The organism is Sporomusa sp. 246TCP1 (assembly GCF_057319775.1).
This window is the reverse complement of record NZ_CM170492.1, coordinates 1,904,800-1,923,129: the sequence shown is the minus strand read 5'-3', so window position 1 is coordinate 1,923,129 and position 18,330 is coordinate 1,904,800. Positions and strand designations below refer to the sequence as shown.

Sequence of the window (18,330 nt, the reverse complement as noted above, 5' to 3'; positions counted from 1 at the left end):
AGAGAGAAAATTCAGTTTAAATTAATGGATGATTATGAACGGTTAAAAGTTCAAAATGCAGCCAGAAGACAAACTCAAACCAGCTTTGTTACTGACCGTGCTGGTCGTAATATCGAACAGTTTTCAAATGGTGAAACAGCTCTGTCTTATTTTGATAAACAGTTTCAAACAAATAGTTTATATCTTTTAGATGAGCCGGAAAATAGTTTATCTCCAAAATTCCAGCTCCAGCTTTCAAAGTTAATAATCGATTGTGCTTATTATTGTAAATGTCAATTTATTATTGCAACCCATTCACCGTTTATACTGTCAGTTGATGGTGCACAAATTTATGACCTTGATTCTGTTCCTGCTAAAGTTAGAAATTGGTATGATTTAGAGAACGTTAAGATATATTTCGATTTTTTCAAGGAAGCTGAAGAGTTCTTTATTTAACAGAGGGACGAGGTAGCGTCTTAAGTTCAAGACGGTTCCTCCGTCCCCCTGTCCTTTTCCGTTTCCCCTGTCCTTTTCCGAGCATATGAACCAAAAAGCAGCATCCACGCAACCAGGGGCAAAGTAATCGCAAAGTTCGACAAATTAGGTGTCAGGTGTCGAGGGGAGCAGGTGTCGAGGGGAGCAGGTGTCGAGGGGACGGGGTTATCGACATATAGGTGTTTTAGTAAGGTAGAACGAAGGTTGGTATGCAAGAAATACGCAAATGTCGGCAACCCGTCCCTGTGACACCCCCACTTGCTTTGCGTGTATGGTGAAGATTGTTTTTACTAACTTTCAGTTGAAGTTTTCAGTTTAAAGTATCCCTCATCATCAAATATATCAAAAGAGATAACATCCGTAATATAATATCCGGAGTGAAGAGTGTTCCCTGGAACAAAATATGTATCACCTTTTTTGTATACTTTTTTTCGCTTCTGACAGTAATTTCAAATTCACCCTCAATGACAATTCCCCATTGTGCAGCATGTAAATGATCAGGAAACCGTGTGCCAGCCTTTACTTCGAAGAAAATTGCTTGATTTGATTTTCCCTGGATAAGATGCCCTTTTATGCTATCATTCGGCATATCAATTTCGGGCCACCTTGTAATCATGTCTGGCAAATCCACTTTCATAGTAGTAATTCCTCTCCTTCAAATGATATTTTAACAAATTTTAAAAGGCCCTTATTACATCACGCTACTTACAGCAGGCTCTTTTCTGACTCCTACTGCCATGCATCTTTAAAGAATCCTGCCACCTCGTGTTGAAACAAGCGATGGCCTTTTTGGAGATGCATCATATGGCCGGCGTTGGGAATGACAATATAGCGCTTATAAGGATTGGGAAGGTGTTTGAAAAACTGTAATAGCCCTTCGATGTCAGCCACATCATCGTATTCGCCGTGAATTATCATCGTTGGGACCGATAAAAGCCGGGGATTTACCATAGGCATAATGGTGACCATATCAAGATGGGGTCCAGTGGGAGTCCGAACCTCGATTCCGATGGCAGCTTTGGCAAAGCTGTCCACGACTTCAGGATCATTGGCCTCAGCCGGTGTCATCGAATAGAAACGGTCTTTCCAGCCAGTTTCGGGAATGCTGACATAGGGGTTTTTTCGGAAAGCCTCGATCTTGGGGCGCCTCTTAGCAAGATCCGGACTGTCGACATGCATCTGTGCGTAACTCACGAACTTTGCCGTTTTTTTAGGGTAAGCCATGATAAACATTCCGGCGTACTGCGTACCCCATGACCAACCAAGGAGGTTGACCTTCTGTACGCCTCTTAACTTCAAAATGTAATCCACCACAGCATTTAAATCTTCGCTCGCTTCCGAGGTGGTAATGTGCCCTTCGGGACGAGTGGAACGGCCCATGCCCCTGCAATCCAGAGCAAACACATCGAATCCCTCACGCACTAAAAAATCCATAAGACTGTAGGAAGGCTTTCCTGGTACTTGGAGATCAAAACTCTCCCGACTGGCCGTCCCAGAGCCGTGAGCCAAGACGACAACCGGTTTTCCGTCGGCTCCTCCCGTACATTTTTCCCAGATATAAAGCCTGACATCAGCATGATCTACCCAATGTTCCGTGCCGACAATTTCACAGATTGATTCCATTAATTCAACCTCCTCATTTTGGAGATATCCTCGAATTCAGCCAAATATGTACATTATGATTATCCAGATATGCATCCATGGCTGCCTGATCATTGACTGCCTGTTTTTGTTCGTATACCCGCGATAGCAACGCGGTATTGTAGTAGATAACTGCGTTGGTGATCAGTCGAGAGTACTCGTTCCATATCTGTTGCTCTCCTTCGGTTTGAAAGAAAGGACAGGGGGACGGTGGTAGCGTCTTAAATTCAAGACGGTTCCTCCACCCCCCTGTCCTTTTTAGTAGTTACCATGCAATGCGGCGGATAAAAAATTAGATAAGGTTTATCCTGGACCAGTTTTGAAAGCTGCTTTTACGCAGCGGTTCCTCTTCGATATGGATTACTTCATCAATATAGGTGAAATCCGGCTGATCCTTTTTCTGATGTTGTACGCCATATAGGTATTGCTGACCCAAATCGTACATCAGCAGATACTGTTGCCCATTTTCATCAATAAGCAGTTTAAACTGGACTTGTTTAAGCTCTACACATTCGATTTTTTTACCTGGTGTATGCACCATTACCATAATGAAATGCCCTCCCTTTTTGATACGGAGGCTCTATGCCCTCCTGTAATCACCCGTAATTTAGACTTAGCTTCAGGTGGAGTTCTAATCCCAACTGAAAGTTAGTCCTCAGATCATGGGAATTTTTACAGGAGGAAATTAAAAAGGATCACAAATGCAGGATTATTCACCCTACACCTGCGATCCAATCGATACTTGCAACAGTAACAAGATACAATCAAACCTGTATCTTGATATGAATCAAGCGAATATGGCATGCAGTCGCACAGCTCTCTGCTTTTGGCGACAACCATTACAGCCGAATTGTCAAAACTTGTAATCAAGCCGGCAAACGGGTATAATAAGATTGTCGTCGTGAACAGTTCGCTGTTACGTGTAGGTGGTGTGGCACCTGCTCGTGCCTGTAGGTGGTGACACACCTATAGGACACGGCGACTCTACTTTTTAATTTCCATCCTTTTCTAATAGTAGTATGTTTTTACATAAAATGCAAGTAGATTTACGAAAAATAGACAGCCATGTGGCTGTCTATTTCAGATCCGGCGTAAATAATACTTATTTGGTACGCCTTTGCGGGTTAGGTGAGCGGTAAAATTGCAAAGATATTCAGATAATTTTAGCTATCAGCTGAATAAGATTAAAATACTTTCCGCCCTCAGCTTCCATCATTTTGATGTCATTAGCGATAACGGGGTGATAACCGGTCAGCCATTCTTCCCATGCCTGTCTGCAACTGACCATTTCACGACTGTCCACTAGTTCAATACCCTCTGTCCTCTTCCACAAATTTTTCCACCAATCAAGAGAGTGCAAGGTTCTTTCCATCTCGCTATTCCAAAACGGCTGCATTTCAGCGGGAACATTTTTCTCAAATTCGTATTGTAAGCCGGGAATAGCCACGGCGATATAGCCGCCCTTTTTCACAAAAGGAATGAGCGCCGGGAGCATTTCCGCCGTATCACCGAAATAATGGTAAGCGTCCACGGTGATCAACAAGTCAAAATATCTATTGGCGAATGGCAACCCTTTGGTTGCGTCTACGAAAATTGGAACGGCCTTATCATCAATTCCGATAGATTGGAAACGCTCATAGTTTTCAGTTGGCGAAATCCAAAGGTCGGCGGCGAAAACGAACGCACCAAATTTTTTCGCTAATAAAATCGTGGAAAGGCCACACCCGCAACCGAGGTCAAGTATTCGCATATTCTCATTGATGTGTAGGTGTGACGTTAATTCCTCCGCTACTCGCATGGCATTTGGCCCCATCATAGTGGCTTTTAAGAAATCAGCTTTTTTAACATTAGAAATAAACTGGTTTGTAAATGTATACATGTTATTCTTCCTTTCTAATTTTGCCTTATAGAAAGAAAATAAAAAAAGCACAGTATGCTACTGCGCTACAAATTACTCCATTATAAAAATGGATGCTCATTCAATCTGTAAGGCAGTTTTTGACAACACAAATAAGAGCAAAACAATTGCTCATCTCATGCGCTTAACCTAAATCCTTACAGAATTACCGACATCAATACACTCCCTTTTTCCTTAACTTATTATATATATATCATGGCAATATCAGTATGTCAAGGCAATAAATGGCTTAGCGTCCAAAGACCCCGGATGCTTTTTTGAATCGAACATATCTAAAGCAAGTACAGCGCGCATAGCATGAAAGATACTATAATAAGCCCTATTAAGTGCCTGATTATAGAGCTCATCCTCTATTAATACATTTGTTGCTTCAAGCTCCAACTTGGCCTTCTCTAATCGGTATTTCGATAGCTCCCTGATTGGTTCGTTCATATACCACTATACCCTCCTTCCGAACGTTTTGGAAGAATGGTATATAGGGCGACCACTTCTCATACTCTTCAAGATCCTGAGATAAAATTGAAATATCTACATCATGTTCTAGAGACAGTTCGAAGGCAATGTCCACCAAATTGTCGCGGAATTTCTTCAGATCGTGCCCATCGGCTCTAATTAAGACCATTACGTCGATGTCTGAATCCTCCTGCGCTTCACCCCGGGCACAGGAGCCAAAAAGAATTATCTTTTCAATATGATTATCAAGTTTAGCCTGAATACGATATATTAATTTATTAAGTAACTCTAGCGACAGACAACTATTCGTCGGTATAGCCATGCAAACACCTCCCTTTTGGAAGTCCCAAGCCTTTTCATCTCATATTTATTATTACATAGTATTGCCACTTTGAAAATTCGAAAGTCATATTTTCTTTCTTATGGCAGCAATTTCGTCCAGCATAGCGGGTCGGCGCTGATACAATTCATTTAACCGCTCCATTATCTCTAGTGCCCTAGTTTTTCCACCCGCAGCCGATAGGGTTTTGATAATGCGACAAACATTTTTGTATTTCCCACGGTCGGTTGCCGCTTTGGCTTCAGTCAGTATATACTCTTCAAATATTTCGTAGGTCACATGCGAAAAATCTGGCGGTTTTATTTCCTGAACATCAATGCACAGGCTATCTATCTCGCTAATACAGTCATAAGTCAAGACCACCCGTAAAACGGGTGGCTTGCTCGCCCCTATAAGGGGCAGTTACTGGCCAGCGCCTAAAGACGCTGGCTTTCACTTTGTTCAAGCCTTAACGCCTTTGACCCGTTGCTACCCTTAAAAGGGTTTTTGTATTACCTGCTACCCCTTAAAGGGGTCCTCATACTCCTTGACACTTAATTTATCCATTGCTATATCATGTTTTTCTTGCTCTTCAATATACTTTTTTATTGTTGCTTCATTGAGTCCTACTGTACTTACATAATAGCCTTCTGACCAAAAATGCCTATTCCCAAATTTGTACTTCAAGTTTGCATGCTTATCAAACATCATTAATGCACTTTTCCCTTTGAGATAGCCCATGAATGCTGATACGCTAATCTTCGGTGGTATACTCACCAGCATATGAACATGATCTATCATTACGCGCCCCTCTAATATCTCTACACCTTTGTATGCACATAGCTGTTTCAATATATCCCTTACACTTTCTTTGTATTGATTATAGATTATTTTTCGTCTATACTTGGGTGTGAATACTATATGGTATTTACACATCCATTTAGTGTGTGACAAACTGTGCGCCTTTGTGTCCATTTACAATCACCTTTCCTTCGTTATAATTTTGGCTTGAACACCTACATTATAGCGAATAAGGTGATTTTTTTTTTGTATAACCTCCGTTTCCGCACCCGCATAGCGGGTGGTTTATTGTGGAGCGCAAAATGCACGCGCTCCACTGGCTGAAGCCAATAATCACATCCCCGGCGGCGCCGGAGGAATCGTCGGCATAAGCAATCAGCTTAATTGCTTCGACAAGTACCATGAGGTAGATGTCAAAGGCCTGCTGAAAATCACCGGCTTGGGCCTGTTCCTCGGCTACTGCATCACCGCCATCATTTCGGCGCATACCCGGTTGCAGCCGATATAGGGTACGAAGCCCCGGTCAGAATTTCGACGAATGGCTGTTTTGATTAGGGTTTTAATTCATTTACCATAATTCACCCTTAAAAGCCTGCTGCATCAGGCTGCTCATGTTATTTTCCATTTCGGTCAGGCTCTGCTGCATCAGGGATTTTTGTTGTTCGGTTTTTTCGACGATGGCAGTGAATTGGTTTTGGAGGTTTAAGGGGGGGATAAAAACTGATATACGTTCGAGACCTTGCTGATTTATCGTATATTGCCCTGCAGATGTTTTAATATATTTTCTGATTTCCTTCTTTCCATATACACTATTAAGATAGTACGACACAAAAGTCGAATTCAAGTATTGACTATTAATACGTACTCTCATTATATGATCATTAAAATATACCGATTCGCTATAGCCCTGAAATACTGCACAGCGACCAACGTATTCATCATTACCATTTACCCTAATAAATAACAAATCGCCTTCTTTAATCCAATACATATCCATTTCTTTATCATCAAGCTTAATCCTATTAACATCACTAAAATCAATTAGATTTGCTTTTATATCTCTAAGCCTAAGCACAATGCAACCCGTATTTTCTATTTCTTTTCTTCTTCTAGTCAACCCATTTTTAACATCGAGTATGTTCACTCCAAATTCAGTCTTCTTCCACCCCTTTTCATTCCGAACCGGATCACCAAACATCTCTAAAAACACACTCTGCACAAACTCATCCATTTTGGCAAGCTGCTCTTTGCGTTTTTCGATGAGTTCCTGGGCTTTGTCCAAAACAGCGGCAATTTTTTTCTGGGTTTCGAGGGGGGAAGGGGGATATGCAAATTTCTTATATTTGCAAGAGACACAAACTCCTGTGTTCCACCTCTTCTTAAAGCTTGTAGTTGGTTTATTACAATGGGAGATCTCAATGAATAATAGACATAACGATTATCCACATTACCTTGTAACTTAAATAATGCCACATTTTTTATTGCAAATAATACGTCTGTATTAACAATTACTGGATTGCCGATTGTTCCTATCATTGGCATAATGATATCGCCTATATCAACTTTTGAACGTTGATTAATCTTCTCAAAGTCCTCTTCTGAAATTAAACTAACGTTCCCAAAATCCAATTTGCCATCCTTAATATTTTTAGAAGTAACAAGCGGATATCCCTCTGAAACATATTTCGGGGAGTCATGCGTTCCATCTCTAACATCAATAATATCGGAAAGTTTTTTCAATGGATAACTACTTCTCATAATTCTACCTCATTAAACTATTGGCTCTTTATTATAGATTCTAACTCATTAATGCCCATAATTATTTCGCTTTCCATTATGCTAATTTTTGCTAATATTTTAGTAGGTGAGTCATACTCTACTTCCGCATGCTCAATTTCCTTATACTTATTAATTGACAAGTCATAATCATTGCCCATTATTTCATCTTTGGGCACAAAGAACGATTTATCTGTCCGTTTTCTCTCCTCTTCGCCTTGCAAATTCTTAAACCGCGCAGTAATATCAGGTATATCATCATCGTCTATCTTATTACGCTTATCATCCAGTGAATACCCGTCAGATTGCATATCGTAGAACCAGACATTATCGGTTCTGCCGCCTTTGGTGAAGATGACTACGGCAGTAGACACGCCTGCATAGGGTTTGAATACTCCTGAGGGCATGGAGATGATGGCTTCCAGTTGGTTTTCTTCAATAAGAGCTTTGCGAATGCTTTTATGGGCGGTAGACGAGCCGAACAGCACGCCGTCAGGTACGATGACGGCGCAGCGGCCACCCAGGTCAAGGGTACGCAGCATGAGGGCTAGGAATAATAGCTCGGTCTTTTTGGTTTTTACTACTTTACGGAGCGAAGAATTGATATCACCTTCATCCAGACTGCCTTTAAAGGGCGGATTGGCCAGAATCATGGTATAGCGGTCTTTCTCTTCGTAACGGGAGGATAAGGCATCGGCGTAGGCGATGTTGGGATTATCAAAACCGTGGAGCATCAGGTTCATAGAAGAGATTCTGAGCATGGAAGTATCGAAGTCGGTGCCGTGAAACATATTGTTTTGATAATGATTCCACTGGTCTTTAGTTAACTGGTCACCGATTTTATCATGTACATTACCGGCTTCATCGGTAAATATTGCACCAGGGCTGGTGTACTTACGCAGGATGTGTTCGGCGGCGGTCACCAGGAAGCCAGCCGTACCGCAGGCCGGATCACAAATGACATCGTCAATACTGGGGTCAAGAAGTTCGACCATCATTTTGATTATATGGCGGGGTGTGCGGAACTGACCGTTGACGCCGGCGGTGGATAGCTTGGACAGTAAGTATTCGTATAAATCCCCTTTGGTATCCTGGTCATCCATATTCATGCCGTCAATAAGCTGAATAGCCTCAAACAACAGACTGGGTTTCTGGATCATAAACACGGCATCTTTCATGTATTCATAGAAGGCGGTGTTTTCTTCTTTGCCATAGGTTTTGATAAAGGGAAATACTTTCTCCAGCATGTTATCCAGCATTTTTTGTGAGTCGAAGTGACAAAAAACAGACCAGCGGCATTCTTCACTAGGGAAGATGGACTGGTACTGACGGCCTAGCTGGTTTGCTTTTCTTTCTTCGAGGATTTCCCGGTCATCTAAACGTTTGATAAATAACAAGTAGGATATTTGTTCGACAACGGTCAGGGGGTTAGATATGCCTCCTGACCAAAAATTGTCCCATAATTTATCTACTTTACTGCGTAGCTCTGCATTAAGCATGTTTTTCCTCCAACTCTACTTTGTATGGTGTGATGAGTGCAAAGACTTCTGGTGTTTTACCGCCGAAAATCCCGTCAATACCGTTTTGACTGCGGGCAGTATAAGGTGGTTCGTATAGAGCGGCAAAGGATATGCCTTTATTCTTAATGATATCGTTTTTGATCATTTCCAAGGTACTAATCTGCATAGCCGACATTTTACCGCTATGAGCCTGGATAAACTGGTTAAAGCGATTATCAAGTTCCTCGATATCGATCCCAACGAACTGTCGTAGCAGTCCGACAAGGTCGCTTTGTTTGACATGGGTGGTCTGCGCCAGCTCGTCAAGGGTAAATTCCACGCGCCCGGAGTTAAAGATTTGATAGATGGTATCCACATCCTGCTTTGTCAGCAGTTGGCCGCGACGTATTTTTTGAATGACAAGCTGCATTTCGAGTTGGGATTCCAGGGCTTTCTTCACCCGTTCTTCATAGGGGCCCATATCGGTTGTGTAGCTGGCAGTGGCCTCTTTTATTTTGACGACCTGATGCTCGGTGTCGGCAATATCTAATTTTATAAAAGGTTTACCGGGTTTGTCCCCGCGATATTTCATATAATCCCTTAGTGTCTGACGGGCCTTTTCGATAGCGTCATAATCAGCTTTGTGCCAGAACTCAGGCTTCATGAGTTCTAAACAATAGTCGCGGATATTGTTAAACTGGTTAAGATTAAGCCGCAAACGGGAAAGCTCGTACACAATATTATCAATATGTTCCTCCAGCTTGGGATCGTTTTGCAATTTTAGAAGTTGCATACGGTACATTTGATTATCAAACCAGAGAGCATCTTTTTGCCCTTCAACATCCACCCATTGCATGAGCGGTGCAACCTCGGTTTTCAACTTGGTGGTAAGTTCATTGCTGAGGAGGTTCCAGGTTTGGTCAAGCTTTAGCCATTCCAGCGTCTTCCAGTTCTTGCGTACCTCGACTGAGGTGGCAGGCAGTCCCTCAATGTCTTGTCGGATGGTCGCAATGAGATCAGCCTGTTTATTCGTCATTCCTTTTTGGCCAAGGGTATGGAGCATCTGGATTCTAAGCTCCAGGCTCATTTGCAGGGCGGCTTTGGTTTGGCTGGGTAAATTGCCGTCCGGTTTGATATCAAAAAACTCAAAGTTTTTCCAGTGATCAAGTACCATAAAGCATTCTTTATGCTGGCCTTTGCCAAACAGGTCAGGGCATAGGCGTGTCCCCCGCCCCAACATTTGCATAAACTTAACTTTCGAATACACCGGCTTGGCAAATACCAGATTGACCACTTCGGGCACATCGATGCCTGTATCCAGCATATCTACCGATATGGCGATACGCGGCCGGTCTTTTTCTTTGAAGTCGTTGAGTACTTCTTCTTTCTTCTCAATTTTTGAATGTATAATAGCAGCTAGCTTGCCGTTGTACTGGGGATATAATTCTTCATCAAACAATTGGATTAACAGTTTGGCATGGTTTATATTACGGGCAAAGATGATGGTTTTGCCAATATCGTCCCCTACCCGAATGCCTTTGGTCATCAGGGTCTCAAGGATAAAGCGATTGGTATCTTTATTAGTGACAAATTCCTCAAGGGCTTCTTTGTCAAAATTGATCTGGGTTTCATCCAGCCCATCTTCTTCGATTTGCTGTTTCTGCTCTTCGGTCAGGTTTTCCCATTTGATGCCTTGACGCAGGATTTTGGTGGTAGCATCTAAGGCTTTGTAACGCAGCAAATACGGCGGCAGGTGGTCGCAGGCTTCTTCGTAAGGATAGTAGAAAGTCGGGTCGCCGCTAGGACAATTAAACAGAGTAAAAGTATTGCGATTGATATAGCCAACCGGTGTGGCGGTAAGACCAACCACATGGGCATCGAAATATTCGATAATGTCACGGTAGGTTTGATAAATACTACGATGGGATTCATCGCAGATAATCAAATCAAAAAAACCGACACTAAACTCGGTATAATAGCGAATCATGGTCTGGTAGGTGGCAAAATACAGGCTGCTTTCCCGATTATCGGCAGTCATCCCGGTGATGCGGGTGCTGGTAGCCTCAGGCATAAATACCTTAAAACTGTTTTTCTGTTCTTTGGCTTGTTTAACAAGCTCATCCCTGTCGGCTAGGAACAGGATACGTTTGGCCCATTGAGCCTTCAGCATGCCTTTAGTCAAGGCAATAACTGTCCGTGTTTTACCGCAGCCGGTCGCCATGACGAGTAAGGCTTTGCGCCCGCCATTGTCAAAGTTTTCATAAACCCGTTTAATGCCTTCGATCTGATAAGGGCGTCCAGCTATAGAGCCGTCAATGCTTACTGTGCTTAACGGTTGCTTATGTGTATGTTGAAAGAATAAGTATTCTAAATCTGCTAAGGTATAGAAACCCCAAATTTGCCGTGGTGCACTGTATCTGTCATCCCAGATAAAGATTTCATGTCCGTTAGTATAAAAAATAACGGGACGGAATCCGTGCATCTGTTCTAAGGCATCGGCATATAGGTTTCCTTGGTGCTGACCGGTTAGGGCATCAATAGCTGTCTTCTTGGCTTCAATGACAGCAATGGGTTGTCCTTTTTTATCCCAGAGAACATAGTCGGCACGGCCTTTGCCGGATTTACTGGGGAAAGGTGCAACTGGGTATTCCCTTTCCACCTGCCGCTTATCGTCGGCATCCCACCCGGCTTCTCTAAACATAATGTCAATGAGTTCACGGCGGGTTGCGTTTTCAGTGAGTCCCAGAGTATTGGTGACAACAGCCACCGCTTCCTCTGTTTTTTCTTGGTCTGGAGGATTTTCGGACAATTTTTGTTTGAGTTTATTAAGTTCCTGCTCATAAGCTGCTTTCAATGCCTCGATTCCCTTAGCGTAGGCAGCTTCATCAACTTGTATCTTAGCTACTGATTGTTTCTTAATTAGTGACCAATTGAAGGTGAGCGGAAAGAGTGATTTATCGCCAGTAACTTTAGCATAAAACCAGGCAGATAATTTATAGATGCTGAGTAAACATTTTTTAGCATCTTCCAAATCGTTGTGCCCATCATGGGCTGCTTTATTGCCAAGTTTCCTTACTATATCAAACAAGTCAGGTATTGCGCTATTGATTTTAGCTTTACGTAGCACTTGGATCTTTTCGTGTTGACTAAGGTTATACTCTGTTTGTATGTTTAGCACAACTAAAGTCAGATCCATAAGTTTTTCTGAAAATATTCTGATTTTGAACATGGCCGCATTCGGATCGGTGCTTATGTATTGCTCTGCCAAACGGGCACTATCCGAGAGTACCGGCCATTTTTTATTTAAAAATGCGAAGTTGGACATAGGAGCCTCCAATGGATTCAAAATGCAGCTTATTTGTTACTTCGTTAAAGCAATTTTTAAAACCTTTATTTTTCTGTGTTTTTGCCATTTAAAACAGCTATATAATCATATTCTTCTCAGCTTTATGAACCTAGGTCCACCCGCATAGCGGTGGTTTATTGCGGAGCGCAAATTGCACGCGCTCCTTGCTTTGATGTCATCTTGCGAGTCTACCTATTTTTCAATCATTCGAAGGGCAAATGTATCGTTGTTTTAACTTTTTTGCTGTTTGGTCAATTCTCATCTTTTCTTTTAAAAAGTGGCTCCATCATTTCTTGCGGACTATTTCTATATTCAAAGCGTGTTTCATCAGGGCAGATGCCATAATATAGATTTTTAATTGTATTTCTTCCACTATCTCTTATATATGATGGGGAGTATGATATAAAGCCTAATCTTAAACATGAAACATAACCTTGCAACTCATGATAAAATTCCACGAGTTTTATATATATCAGTGTTTGACCGTGGCTTTGTTCATACGCAGCTAGTATATCGGTCTCGATAGTTTTCAGAAAGTTATCTGTCCTATCTAACAAGTTATCATCAAGAGAAACCATTGGGTCATAGCGTATAAAATCTTCCATGCAATAGTCTTGAATAGCTTGCTTGAAGATTCCACGTATTTGCTCAGTTGTTGTTTCCGTTTGAGATATAATCTCACCTTTATCATTATTAAATGAGGACAAGGAAGCTGTTGAAAAAACAGGAACTTCGTTAACCATTGGTATGTTTTTGGCTGGTTCTTTCGAGGATGGTAAGCCAAGTGACTCCACGAACTCATCAAGAAGGCTCTGATAAAATACCTCTTCGTCCTCGTTGGAACAATTAAAACAACCATTATCATTTCTTAAGGAAAGATTTTTTTGCACTATCTGCCAATTATTAGCTATATTTTCCTGGAAGAAGTTAACGGCTTTGACTTTATTGATCCTACCATTAGGGAAGTAAGAACTGATATTATCAGGAACTTTTCTATCAATCCATTTAGCAACTGAATCAATATCAATTTTTTTATCTTCAAGAATTCCCAAAGCATTTAACAGTCGATAACCAATCTCATTGCGTGGAAACGAAAATACTTTCTTGCCATTTCTACGTTTTGAATTATTCAATTCTTTGATTAAATCACCAAATGTCATATATCTCCCATCCTCATAAAGTGTTAAACTCGTCCTTAAAATATCTCCATTATTTCTTTAGTATGTCTTTGAAGTCGAACACCATTTTTTTTATAATTAATCATGGCCAAGTTCAAGAAAGGCCGTGTGTGATCTGTCTTCAAGGAGGCGAAAAGAATGCCAAAAGGTGATAAAACCCCAGCATCATATGATAAAACTGCCATTTATTACATAAAGAAGGGTGATAAAGAATGGGCAAAAGCGAGTAGTGACCCAAGTACTGCGTACCGCTACAAGTATGCACGAGATTTTTATACGCAAGCCAAAAAAGTTTTAAAAGCTAAAGTTGAGCGCTATGAATTACCTGAAGATGAAAATACGCTCAAGGAAATTAAAAAACTCATCAAACAAGTAGAAAAGCATGTAAATTAAAATAAATTATGAGGTGAAAAGATGATAATTGAGTCAGTAGACAACACAACCCATTTATTGGAATTGGATGATGGCCAACCGGTGTTTAACGAACGCGGTGGCCTCCTAACTAAATGCGGATTATGGGTGGAAAAGAAACACCTTTATAACACCGGTGATATTGAAATAACTTGTAAAAAGTGTTCTCAATAACAGACAACACCATAGCATCGACAAAATCATTTATCACTTGCTTGGAATATTGTGCGGTTATTTCATGTATAGCTTGTTCTCAGTTTGTTCATAAGGAGCTGGGTCATTTGAAGGAAATTTTCCTCAACAGAGGTCATACTTTTTTCAGCAATATCGGGCTGAGAATAAAGCTCTGTAATATTACCCCTGATATTTTGCTGATGCAAATGCTCAAATTCGTAATATAACAAGTCAGTATCAATATCGGCAAGCTGCCTCAATTCTTGCTCTTTCAAATCAGCAAGCCCGTATTTCGCAAAAATAACTTGCTGCAAGGTTTCTTCTATTTTTCTGTACTCATCAAGATAACCTTTTACCGGTCTTGTGATATCAGCAATATAGGCTTCACTGCCATCATGAAGCAAGCATGCTAATTGTATTCTAGCAGATAATTTTCTTTCTCTGGCCTCCTGAGCACAATTAATGGAATGCTGCGCGACACTGTAAAAAGTTTTGAAGTGGCCGTTTGCCCGGCACATTTGTGATAATGCGTGCGCAATATCTTCTATTTTTACGTCCTCCATCTGCGGCTCAAGCGGATAGAATACAGTATTGGTATACGTTAAAATTGCACCTTTTCGTGTCATTGATAAAAAATCTCCTTTTTTTTGTCACACAATATCACGTATTACTGGATACATAACTTTCTTCACTTGGTTATGCTATTTTGTATTTTATTAGTTGCCGATTGTTGTATGTAAACAGTATTATCCAAGTTATCTGCTATTGAACTCTGAGTCAGCCGGTTATTCATCTATTAAAAAATCGATTTGTCCGTCGACCATGACAATCTCTGGGTGAGCGGAAACCATCATGGGGTCTTCACTCCACACGACCAAATCGGCATCCATTCCCGGTGCCAGACTGCCAAGCCGGTTATCAAGGCCTAAAATCTTAGCGGCATCGCAGGTGATCATTTTCAGAGCCTGGTACGGTGGTAGGCCGTAGCGGGTGGCTAACCCGGCATATACTGACAGAAAGCAGCTAGGCGTTACCGGATGATCGCTCATCATGGCACATAATACACCCTGCCTGTATAACAGTGCCGGTGATTCCATGGTTTTATCTTTTAATTCCACCTTTGACCTGGTGGATAATGTTGGCCCTACTACAACTGGAATTTCTTCGGCTGACAGCAGTTCGGCGATAAGATACGCTTCTGTTCCATGTTCGATAATGATATCAACATCAAATTCCTGAGCGATCCGTACGGCCGTAACAATGTCATCGGCCCGATGTGCATGTGCCCTGAGCGGCATTTCTTTCCGCAATACCTTAGCGATTGCTTCCATTCCCATATCATATTTCCAGTCTTTTTTTCCCTGGCTGGCCAGGTACTCACGGGCCTTCCAGAAGGCTTCCCTGATTAAGGCTGCGGTTGCCATGCGCGAGAACGGCATTTTTCTCTGATCGGCTCCGTAAACACGTTTAGGGTTTTCGCCAAAGGCAATTTTTAGCCCTGCATACCGCTTGAGCAGCATCTGCTCAACTGTGGGTTTGGGCGCTGTTTTAAGAAGAACGCATTGTCCACCAATTGGATTGGCACTGCCAGGTGCCACCATGACGGTGGTTATGCCTCCCTGATATGCTTCCAACAGGCCGAGGTCTGTTGGGTTAATGGCATCAAGAGCATGCAGACCGGGAGTAATCGGTTCACTGCGTTCGTTCTCATCAGAGCCGGCCCAACCCATACCTTCGTTGTCAATGCCTAAATGGGTATGAGCGTCAATGAGTCCTGGGGTTATAAACTTGCCGGTTACATCGATGGTCCGGCAGCCCGGCGGGATGTCAATATTTTTGCCAACGGCCTGTACTTTGCTGTTATGAATCAGCACGGTGCCATGATCCAGACTTTTACCGCACATTGTCAGGATTTTAGCGCCTGATAATGCAATCATGTTAACCCCTCCCAGGTGGATAGGTCCAACTTAGATCTGGTATCCTACTGCCAATGTTATATTATATTCATTGTAATGCAGTAGCAACTTCGCATGCAAGAAAAATAAGTCTATCCGCAAAAAAAGACCTTGCAGTTAAAACCTGTAAAGCCTTGATTTATCTGGGGTTAATTGATGTACCATCACTACCACCGGTTTGTTCTATCAGTTTTTTGTGCAGTAGGATGATATCCGTAACAGTTAATAGGCGCATCACTTAGCCAACTCCAGCAGCGCCTCTTTATTTTCGTTAATGATATCATCCATGGCTGTTGCCAATTCATTTTGTTGTTTACTGTTAAGAAATTCAACAAAATCAATTACCTGATGTTTTTTATCTTCGGGCAATTTTTCAAAATCCTTTAATAGCTTTTCTGCTAGGGTCATGATGATGCCACCTCCTATATGTTTATTATACCCAATAAAACAATTTGGGAAAAGGAGGAAACCGAACTATGATACCTTTACAGGAGACAGGTCATTTGTCCAAAAAATTCGGCAAGGCCAATTATAGTTATTACGAGATGTTATCCCCACTAGCTTCCGGGACAGTACACCTGTCCCGGAAGCTAGTGAGTGTGTTGCCTTCAATATCTCCTGTATAATACCAATTTAAGATATGTCATAGTAATCAGAAAATGAGTGAAGTTTGACGACGTTTAGGTGGATAATATACGCCTAATACTACCCAACTATTATATGGGAAAGTAGTTCCGACGAAAAAATATGTATCGCGTTCTGAAGAACATAGTTCATTTAAGAATTTATTTTTAACACTTGCAATTGCTTTTTCCTCACTACCTAGACGGTCAACCTCATTAAGAAATAATACACCAAGTTCCCAGTCCTCAATCATCATACGGTGCGGGTTTTCACTATCTTCGCATTCGAAAACATAGCGAAAATAATAGGGAATCTTTCTTAATGGTTTTGGCGGCGGACCAAATAAACGTAATTGATCATATAACAATTGCCACTCCGGTTTCCACTCTCTATCCGTTTCTTCAACATCAATATCAAGAATGCGTACTGGTTTTACAATACCAAGAGAAGTTTTATCAACTTCGTGCATTTTTCGAAGCTGATTAATAGTGTGTACTGGCATACATTCTACAACTCTGGATCGAGCTTCCCAAGCATTGTCGGTAGAAAGCTGCGACCCTAGAATAACAATAGAATCTAAGTTTGGTTTCCGGCTTTCCTTCCGATTATCACTACCCTTACCACGACTCTCAAGTTTGATCTCAATCCACTGATACTTATGAAATTGTTGATTTGTTGGACGATATCGGTAATCTATAGGATAAAGTCTAACCCATTCACCAGCTTCAGTGATTCCAGCTGTACATACTAGTTCATCATAGCCACGAGAAGGGTGTGGGTAAGTCATCACTGTAATAAGCAATCGCAAAATTATAAGGATGAGAGAAAAGCTGTCACTGGAAAGTCATAAGGATTTGATGGAGCGCCGTATGAGGCAAAAGTCTCACGTACGGTGCGAAACAAGGGAAAAGGGACGCCGAACGGCGTATAAATGCGTGCGCGGACGTCCCTTACCTATTGTTGCGATTAAAACAACAAGTGTTGCAAATGCTATCATTAGATACATTGCCTCAAATATTGTCATCATACCACCCCCTTTCAAAAAGGGTGTGGTCAACCGCTCCCTTGACAACCTTACGCTTATTATAGCATATTCTGCCAGAGTGAACAGGAAAATTTTAACTTTAATCAGGGTCACTGCGCCGCCTTCTCAACACGAAGGCGGTCTTTTCATTTTCCCTGCCGCGCAGTTCGCGGCTCCCTTGCTGCCGGCAGGTCCGTGCGCTCCCTGCCTAACAAACTAACGGCAACCGGCCAGATTTACAAAAGGACAAGGGCAAAAGGACAAGGGGACGGTGGTAGCGTCTTAAATAAGACGGTTACTCCGTCCCCCTTTTCTAAAAAAGGAGTGTCAAGTATAAAACCTGGCACAGACGGTCGTCACCCTTCGTAACTCCCGTAACCCCCCGGCCTTTGCCGGAAAAAGCGTTCCGCAGGAGAAAAGCCGGGCGCTATTCCGTTATAAAATCCGTACTGTTTGAGCGTAGCGAGTTTACGGATTTTAGGAATACCGCCCGGCTTTTCAGCTTTTGGACGCTTAGGGCCTAGACCTTTTGTTACTTTTGGGGCAATGCCAAAAGTAAACCCCTTCCCCTGTCCTTTTCTGCTATCAATGTAGTTCCTTCCTCCCCCTAGTCTCTTCGAAAAACTAGAACAAATTAAATTATTATTGTATAGTCCCGAAAATGGTCGTTTTAGGGCAAAACAACATCTCTTTCTAAAAATGCAATTGGATACGCTATATTGATGTATAGATCTTTC

General features: G+C 41.8%; 21 protein-coding genes and 1 pseudogene. 3 read left to right on the top strand and 19 right to left on the bottom strand.

The window, feature by feature from the left end:
• Nucleotides 1-24 precede the first annotated feature (24 nt).
• Nucleotides 25-435, top strand: coding sequence for an AAA family ATPase (locus AC1ECB_RS09560; RefSeq protein ID WP_485668476.1), 411 nt, complete (start codon nucleotides 25-27; stop codon nucleotides 433-435).
• A gap of 349 nt (nucleotides 436-784) precedes the next feature.
• On the opposite strand, the gene AC1ECB_RS09555 is transcribed toward AC1ECB_RS09560, so the two are convergent.
• The 15 genes and pseudogenes from AC1ECB_RS09555 to AC1ECB_RS09485 form a co-directional block, all read right to left on the bottom strand.
• Entirely contained in the window at nucleotides 785-1,111 is a 327-nt protein-coding gene (locus AC1ECB_RS09555) for a hypothetical protein (RefSeq protein WP_485668475.1), read from the bottom strand.
• Nucleotides 1,112-1,203: 92 nt separating this feature from the next.
• Nucleotides 1,204-2,097 carry an alpha/beta fold hydrolase gene (locus AC1ECB_RS09550; RefSeq protein WP_485668474.1) on the bottom strand — a complete coding sequence of 298 codons (894 nt, stop codon included), beginning with the start codon at nucleotides 2,095-2,097 and terminating at the stop codon, nucleotides 1,204-1,206.
• A gap of 13 nt (nucleotides 2,098-2,110) precedes the next feature.
• Nucleotides 2,111-2,290: pseudogene (locus AC1ECB_RS09545) on the bottom strand (Tn3 family transposase); the annotation flags it as partial.
• A gap of 117 nt (nucleotides 2,291-2,407) precedes the next feature.
• The gene (locus AC1ECB_RS09540) at nucleotides 2,408-2,662 is read right to left on the bottom strand and encodes a hypothetical protein (protein ID WP_485668473.1); all 255 of its coding nucleotides are present in this window, start codon (nucleotides 2,660-2,662) and stop codon (nucleotides 2,408-2,410) included.
• 606 nt (nucleotides 2,663-3,268) lie between these two features.
• Complete coding sequence (locus AC1ECB_RS09535) at nucleotides 3,269-3,994, bottom strand: SAM-dependent methyltransferase (RefSeq protein ID WP_485668472.1); 726 nt, start codon at nucleotides 3,992-3,994, stop codon at nucleotides 3,269-3,271.
• A gap of 243 nt (nucleotides 3,995-4,237) precedes the next feature.
• Complete coding sequence (locus AC1ECB_RS09530; protein WP_485668471.1) at nucleotides 4,238-4,465, bottom strand: HEPN domain-containing protein; 228 nt, start codon at nucleotides 4,463-4,465, stop codon at nucleotides 4,238-4,240.
• Nucleotides 4,404-4,808, bottom strand: a complete 405-nt coding sequence (locus AC1ECB_RS09525) for a nucleotidyltransferase family protein (protein WP_485668470.1) — start codon at nucleotides 4,806-4,808, stop codon at nucleotides 4,404-4,406. The genes AC1ECB_RS09530 and AC1ECB_RS09525 overlap by 62 nt, the downstream gene beginning before the upstream one ends.
• Before the next feature lie 84 nt (nucleotides 4,809-4,892).
• A complete protein-coding gene (locus AC1ECB_RS09520; RefSeq protein ID WP_485668469.1) occupies nucleotides 4,893-5,183 on the bottom strand; it encodes a hypothetical protein in 291 nt (96 codons plus the stop codon).
• Between the two features lie 141 nt (nucleotides 5,184-5,324).
• Nucleotides 5,325-5,780 carry an IS200/IS605 family transposase gene (tnpA, locus tag AC1ECB_RS09515; RefSeq protein WP_485668468.1) on the bottom strand — a complete coding sequence of 152 codons (456 nt, stop codon included), beginning with the start codon at nucleotides 5,778-5,780 and terminating at the stop codon, nucleotides 5,325-5,327.
• A 46-nt stretch (nucleotides 5,781-5,826) separates the two neighbouring features.
• Nucleotides 5,827-6,093 carry a hypothetical protein gene (locus tag AC1ECB_RS09510; protein ID WP_485668467.1) on the bottom strand — a complete coding sequence of 89 codons (267 nt, stop codon included), beginning with the start codon at nucleotides 6,091-6,093 and terminating at the stop codon, nucleotides 5,827-5,829.
• An 81-nt stretch (nucleotides 6,094-6,174) separates the two neighbouring features.
• Complete coding sequence (locus AC1ECB_RS09505; RefSeq protein WP_485668466.1) at nucleotides 6,175-6,837, bottom strand: restriction endonuclease subunit S; 663 nt, start codon at nucleotides 6,835-6,837, stop codon at nucleotides 6,175-6,177.
• A complete protein-coding gene (locus AC1ECB_RS09500) occupies nucleotides 6,807-7,364 on the bottom strand; it encodes a restriction endonuclease subunit S (RefSeq protein ID WP_485668465.1) in 558 nt (185 codons plus the stop codon). Before AC1ECB_RS09500 ends, AC1ECB_RS09505 begins: the two co-directional genes overlap by 31 nt.
• A gap of 17 nt (nucleotides 7,365-7,381) precedes the next feature.
• On the bottom strand, nucleotides 7,382-8,881 hold the full coding sequence (locus AC1ECB_RS09495; protein WP_485668464.1) for a type I restriction-modification system subunit M: 1,500 nt from the start codon (nucleotides 8,879-8,881) through the stop codon (nucleotides 7,382-7,384).
• Nucleotides 8,874-12,206 (bottom strand): DEAD/DEAH box helicase family protein, encoded by a 3,333-nt coding sequence (locus tag AC1ECB_RS09490; protein WP_485668463.1) that lies wholly within the window; start codon nucleotides 12,204-12,206, stop codon nucleotides 8,874-8,876. Before AC1ECB_RS09490 ends, AC1ECB_RS09495 begins: the two co-directional genes overlap by 8 nt.
• A 272-nt stretch (nucleotides 12,207-12,478) precedes the next feature.
• On the bottom strand, nucleotides 12,479-13,387 hold the full coding sequence (locus tag AC1ECB_RS09485) for a hypothetical protein (protein ID WP_485668462.1): 909 nt from the start codon (nucleotides 13,385-13,387) through the stop codon (nucleotides 12,479-12,481).
• A gap of 156 nt (nucleotides 13,388-13,543) precedes the next feature.
• Between AC1ECB_RS09485 and AC1ECB_RS09480 the strand changes: the two genes are divergently transcribed.
• Both AC1ECB_RS09480 and AC1ECB_RS09475 read left to right on the top strand, forming a co-directional pair.
• The gene (locus AC1ECB_RS09480) at nucleotides 13,544-13,798 is read left to right on the top strand and encodes a hypothetical protein (RefSeq protein WP_485668461.1); all 255 of its coding nucleotides are present in this window, start codon (nucleotides 13,544-13,546) and stop codon (nucleotides 13,796-13,798) included.
• Nucleotides 13,799-13,819: 21 nt separating this feature from the next.
• The gene (locus tag AC1ECB_RS09475; RefSeq protein ID WP_485668460.1) at nucleotides 13,820-13,990 is read left to right on the top strand and encodes a hypothetical protein; all 171 of its coding nucleotides are present in this window, start codon (nucleotides 13,820-13,822) and stop codon (nucleotides 13,988-13,990) included.
• A gap of 62 nt (nucleotides 13,991-14,052) precedes the next feature.
• Here AC1ECB_RS09475 and AC1ECB_RS09470 read toward each other — a convergent pair whose 3' ends face one another.
• From AC1ECB_RS09470 to AC1ECB_RS09455, 4 genes are all read right to left on the bottom strand, one after another.
• The gene (locus tag AC1ECB_RS09470) at nucleotides 14,053-14,616 is read right to left on the bottom strand and encodes a hypothetical protein (RefSeq protein WP_485668459.1); all 564 of its coding nucleotides are present in this window, start codon (nucleotides 14,614-14,616) and stop codon (nucleotides 14,053-14,055) included.
• A 159-nt stretch (nucleotides 14,617-14,775) separates the two neighbouring features.
• A complete protein-coding gene (locus tag AC1ECB_RS09465; protein WP_485668458.1) occupies nucleotides 14,776-15,927 on the bottom strand; it encodes an amidohydrolase in 1,152 nt (383 codons plus the stop codon).
• Between the two features lie 252 nt (nucleotides 15,928-16,179).
• Entirely contained in the window at nucleotides 16,180-16,353 is a 174-nt protein-coding gene (locus tag AC1ECB_RS09460) for a DUF2281 domain-containing protein (RefSeq protein WP_021170639.1), read from the bottom strand.
• Between the two features lie 244 nt (nucleotides 16,354-16,597).
• On the bottom strand, nucleotides 16,598-17,371 hold the full coding sequence (locus AC1ECB_RS09455; protein WP_485668457.1) for a hypothetical protein: 774 nt from the start codon (nucleotides 17,369-17,371) through the stop codon (nucleotides 16,598-16,600).
• Nucleotides 17,372-18,330: the final 959 nt, after the last annotated feature.

Excerpts from the sequence above, each read along its gene's own strand:
- AC1ECB_RS09560 (WP_485668476.1), top strand. The coding sequence starts at position 25 with ATGGATGATTATGAACGGTTAAAAGTTCAAAATGCAGCCAGAAGACAA.
- AC1ECB_RS09555 (WP_485668475.1), bottom strand. The coding sequence starts at position 1,111 with ATGAAAGTGGATTTGCCAGACATGATTACAAGGTGGCCCGAAATTGAT.
- AC1ECB_RS09550 (WP_485668474.1), bottom strand. The coding sequence starts at position 2,097 with ATGGAATCAATCTGTGAAATTGTCGGCACGGAACATTGGGTAGATCAT.
- AC1ECB_RS09540 (WP_485668473.1), bottom strand. The coding sequence starts at position 2,662 with ATGGTAATGGTGCATACACCAGGTAAAAAAATCGAATGTGTAGAGCTT.
- AC1ECB_RS09535 (WP_485668472.1), bottom strand. The coding sequence starts at position 3,994 with ATGTATACATTTACAAACCAGTTTATTTCTAATGTTAAAAAAGCTGAT.
- AC1ECB_RS09530 (WP_485668471.1), bottom strand. The coding sequence starts at position 4,465 with ATGAACGAACCAATCAGGGAGCTATCGAAATACCGATTAGAGAAGGCC.
- AC1ECB_RS09525 (WP_485668470.1), bottom strand. The coding sequence starts at position 4,808 with ATGGCTATACCGACGAATAGTTGTCTGTCGCTAGAGTTACTTAATAAA.
- tnpA (WP_485668468.1), bottom strand. The coding sequence starts at position 5,780 with ATGGACACAAAGGCGCACAGTTTGTCACACACTAAATGGATGTGTAAA.
- AC1ECB_RS09510 (WP_485668467.1), bottom strand. The coding sequence starts at position 6,093 with ATGCGCCGAAATGATGGCGGTGATGCAGTAGCCGAGGAACAGGCCCAA.
- AC1ECB_RS09505 (WP_485668466.1), bottom strand. The coding sequence starts at position 6,837 with ATGGATGAGTTTGTGCAGAGTGTGTTTTTAGAGATGTTTGGTGATCCG.
- AC1ECB_RS09500 (WP_485668465.1), bottom strand. The coding sequence starts at position 7,364 with ATGAGAAGTAGTTATCCATTGAAAAAACTTTCCGATATTATTGATGTT.
- AC1ECB_RS09495 (WP_485668464.1), bottom strand. The coding sequence starts at position 8,881 with ATGCTTAATGCAGAGCTACGCAGTAAAGTAGATAAATTATGGGACAAT.
- AC1ECB_RS09490 (WP_485668463.1), bottom strand. The coding sequence starts at position 12,206 with ATGTCCAACTTCGCATTTTTAAATAAAAAATGGCCGGTACTCTCGGAT.
- AC1ECB_RS09485 (WP_485668462.1), bottom strand. The coding sequence starts at position 13,387 with ATGACATTTGGTGATTTAATCAAAGAATTGAATAATTCAAAACGTAGA.
- AC1ECB_RS09480 (WP_485668461.1), top strand. The coding sequence starts at position 13,544 with ATGCCAAAAGGTGATAAAACCCCAGCATCATATGATAAAACTGCCATT.
- AC1ECB_RS09475 (WP_485668460.1), top strand. The coding sequence starts at position 13,820 with ATGATAATTGAGTCAGTAGACAACACAACCCATTTATTGGAATTGGAT.
- AC1ECB_RS09470 (WP_485668459.1), bottom strand. The coding sequence starts at position 14,616 with ATGACACGAAAAGGTGCAATTTTAACGTATACCAATACTGTATTCTAT.
- AC1ECB_RS09465 (WP_485668458.1), bottom strand. The coding sequence starts at position 15,927 with ATGATTGCATTATCAGGCGCTAAAATCCTGACAATGTGCGGTAAAAGT.
- AC1ECB_RS09460 (WP_021170639.1), bottom strand. The coding sequence starts at position 16,353 with ATGACCCTAGCAGAAAAGCTATTAAAGGATTTTGAAAAATTGCCCGAA.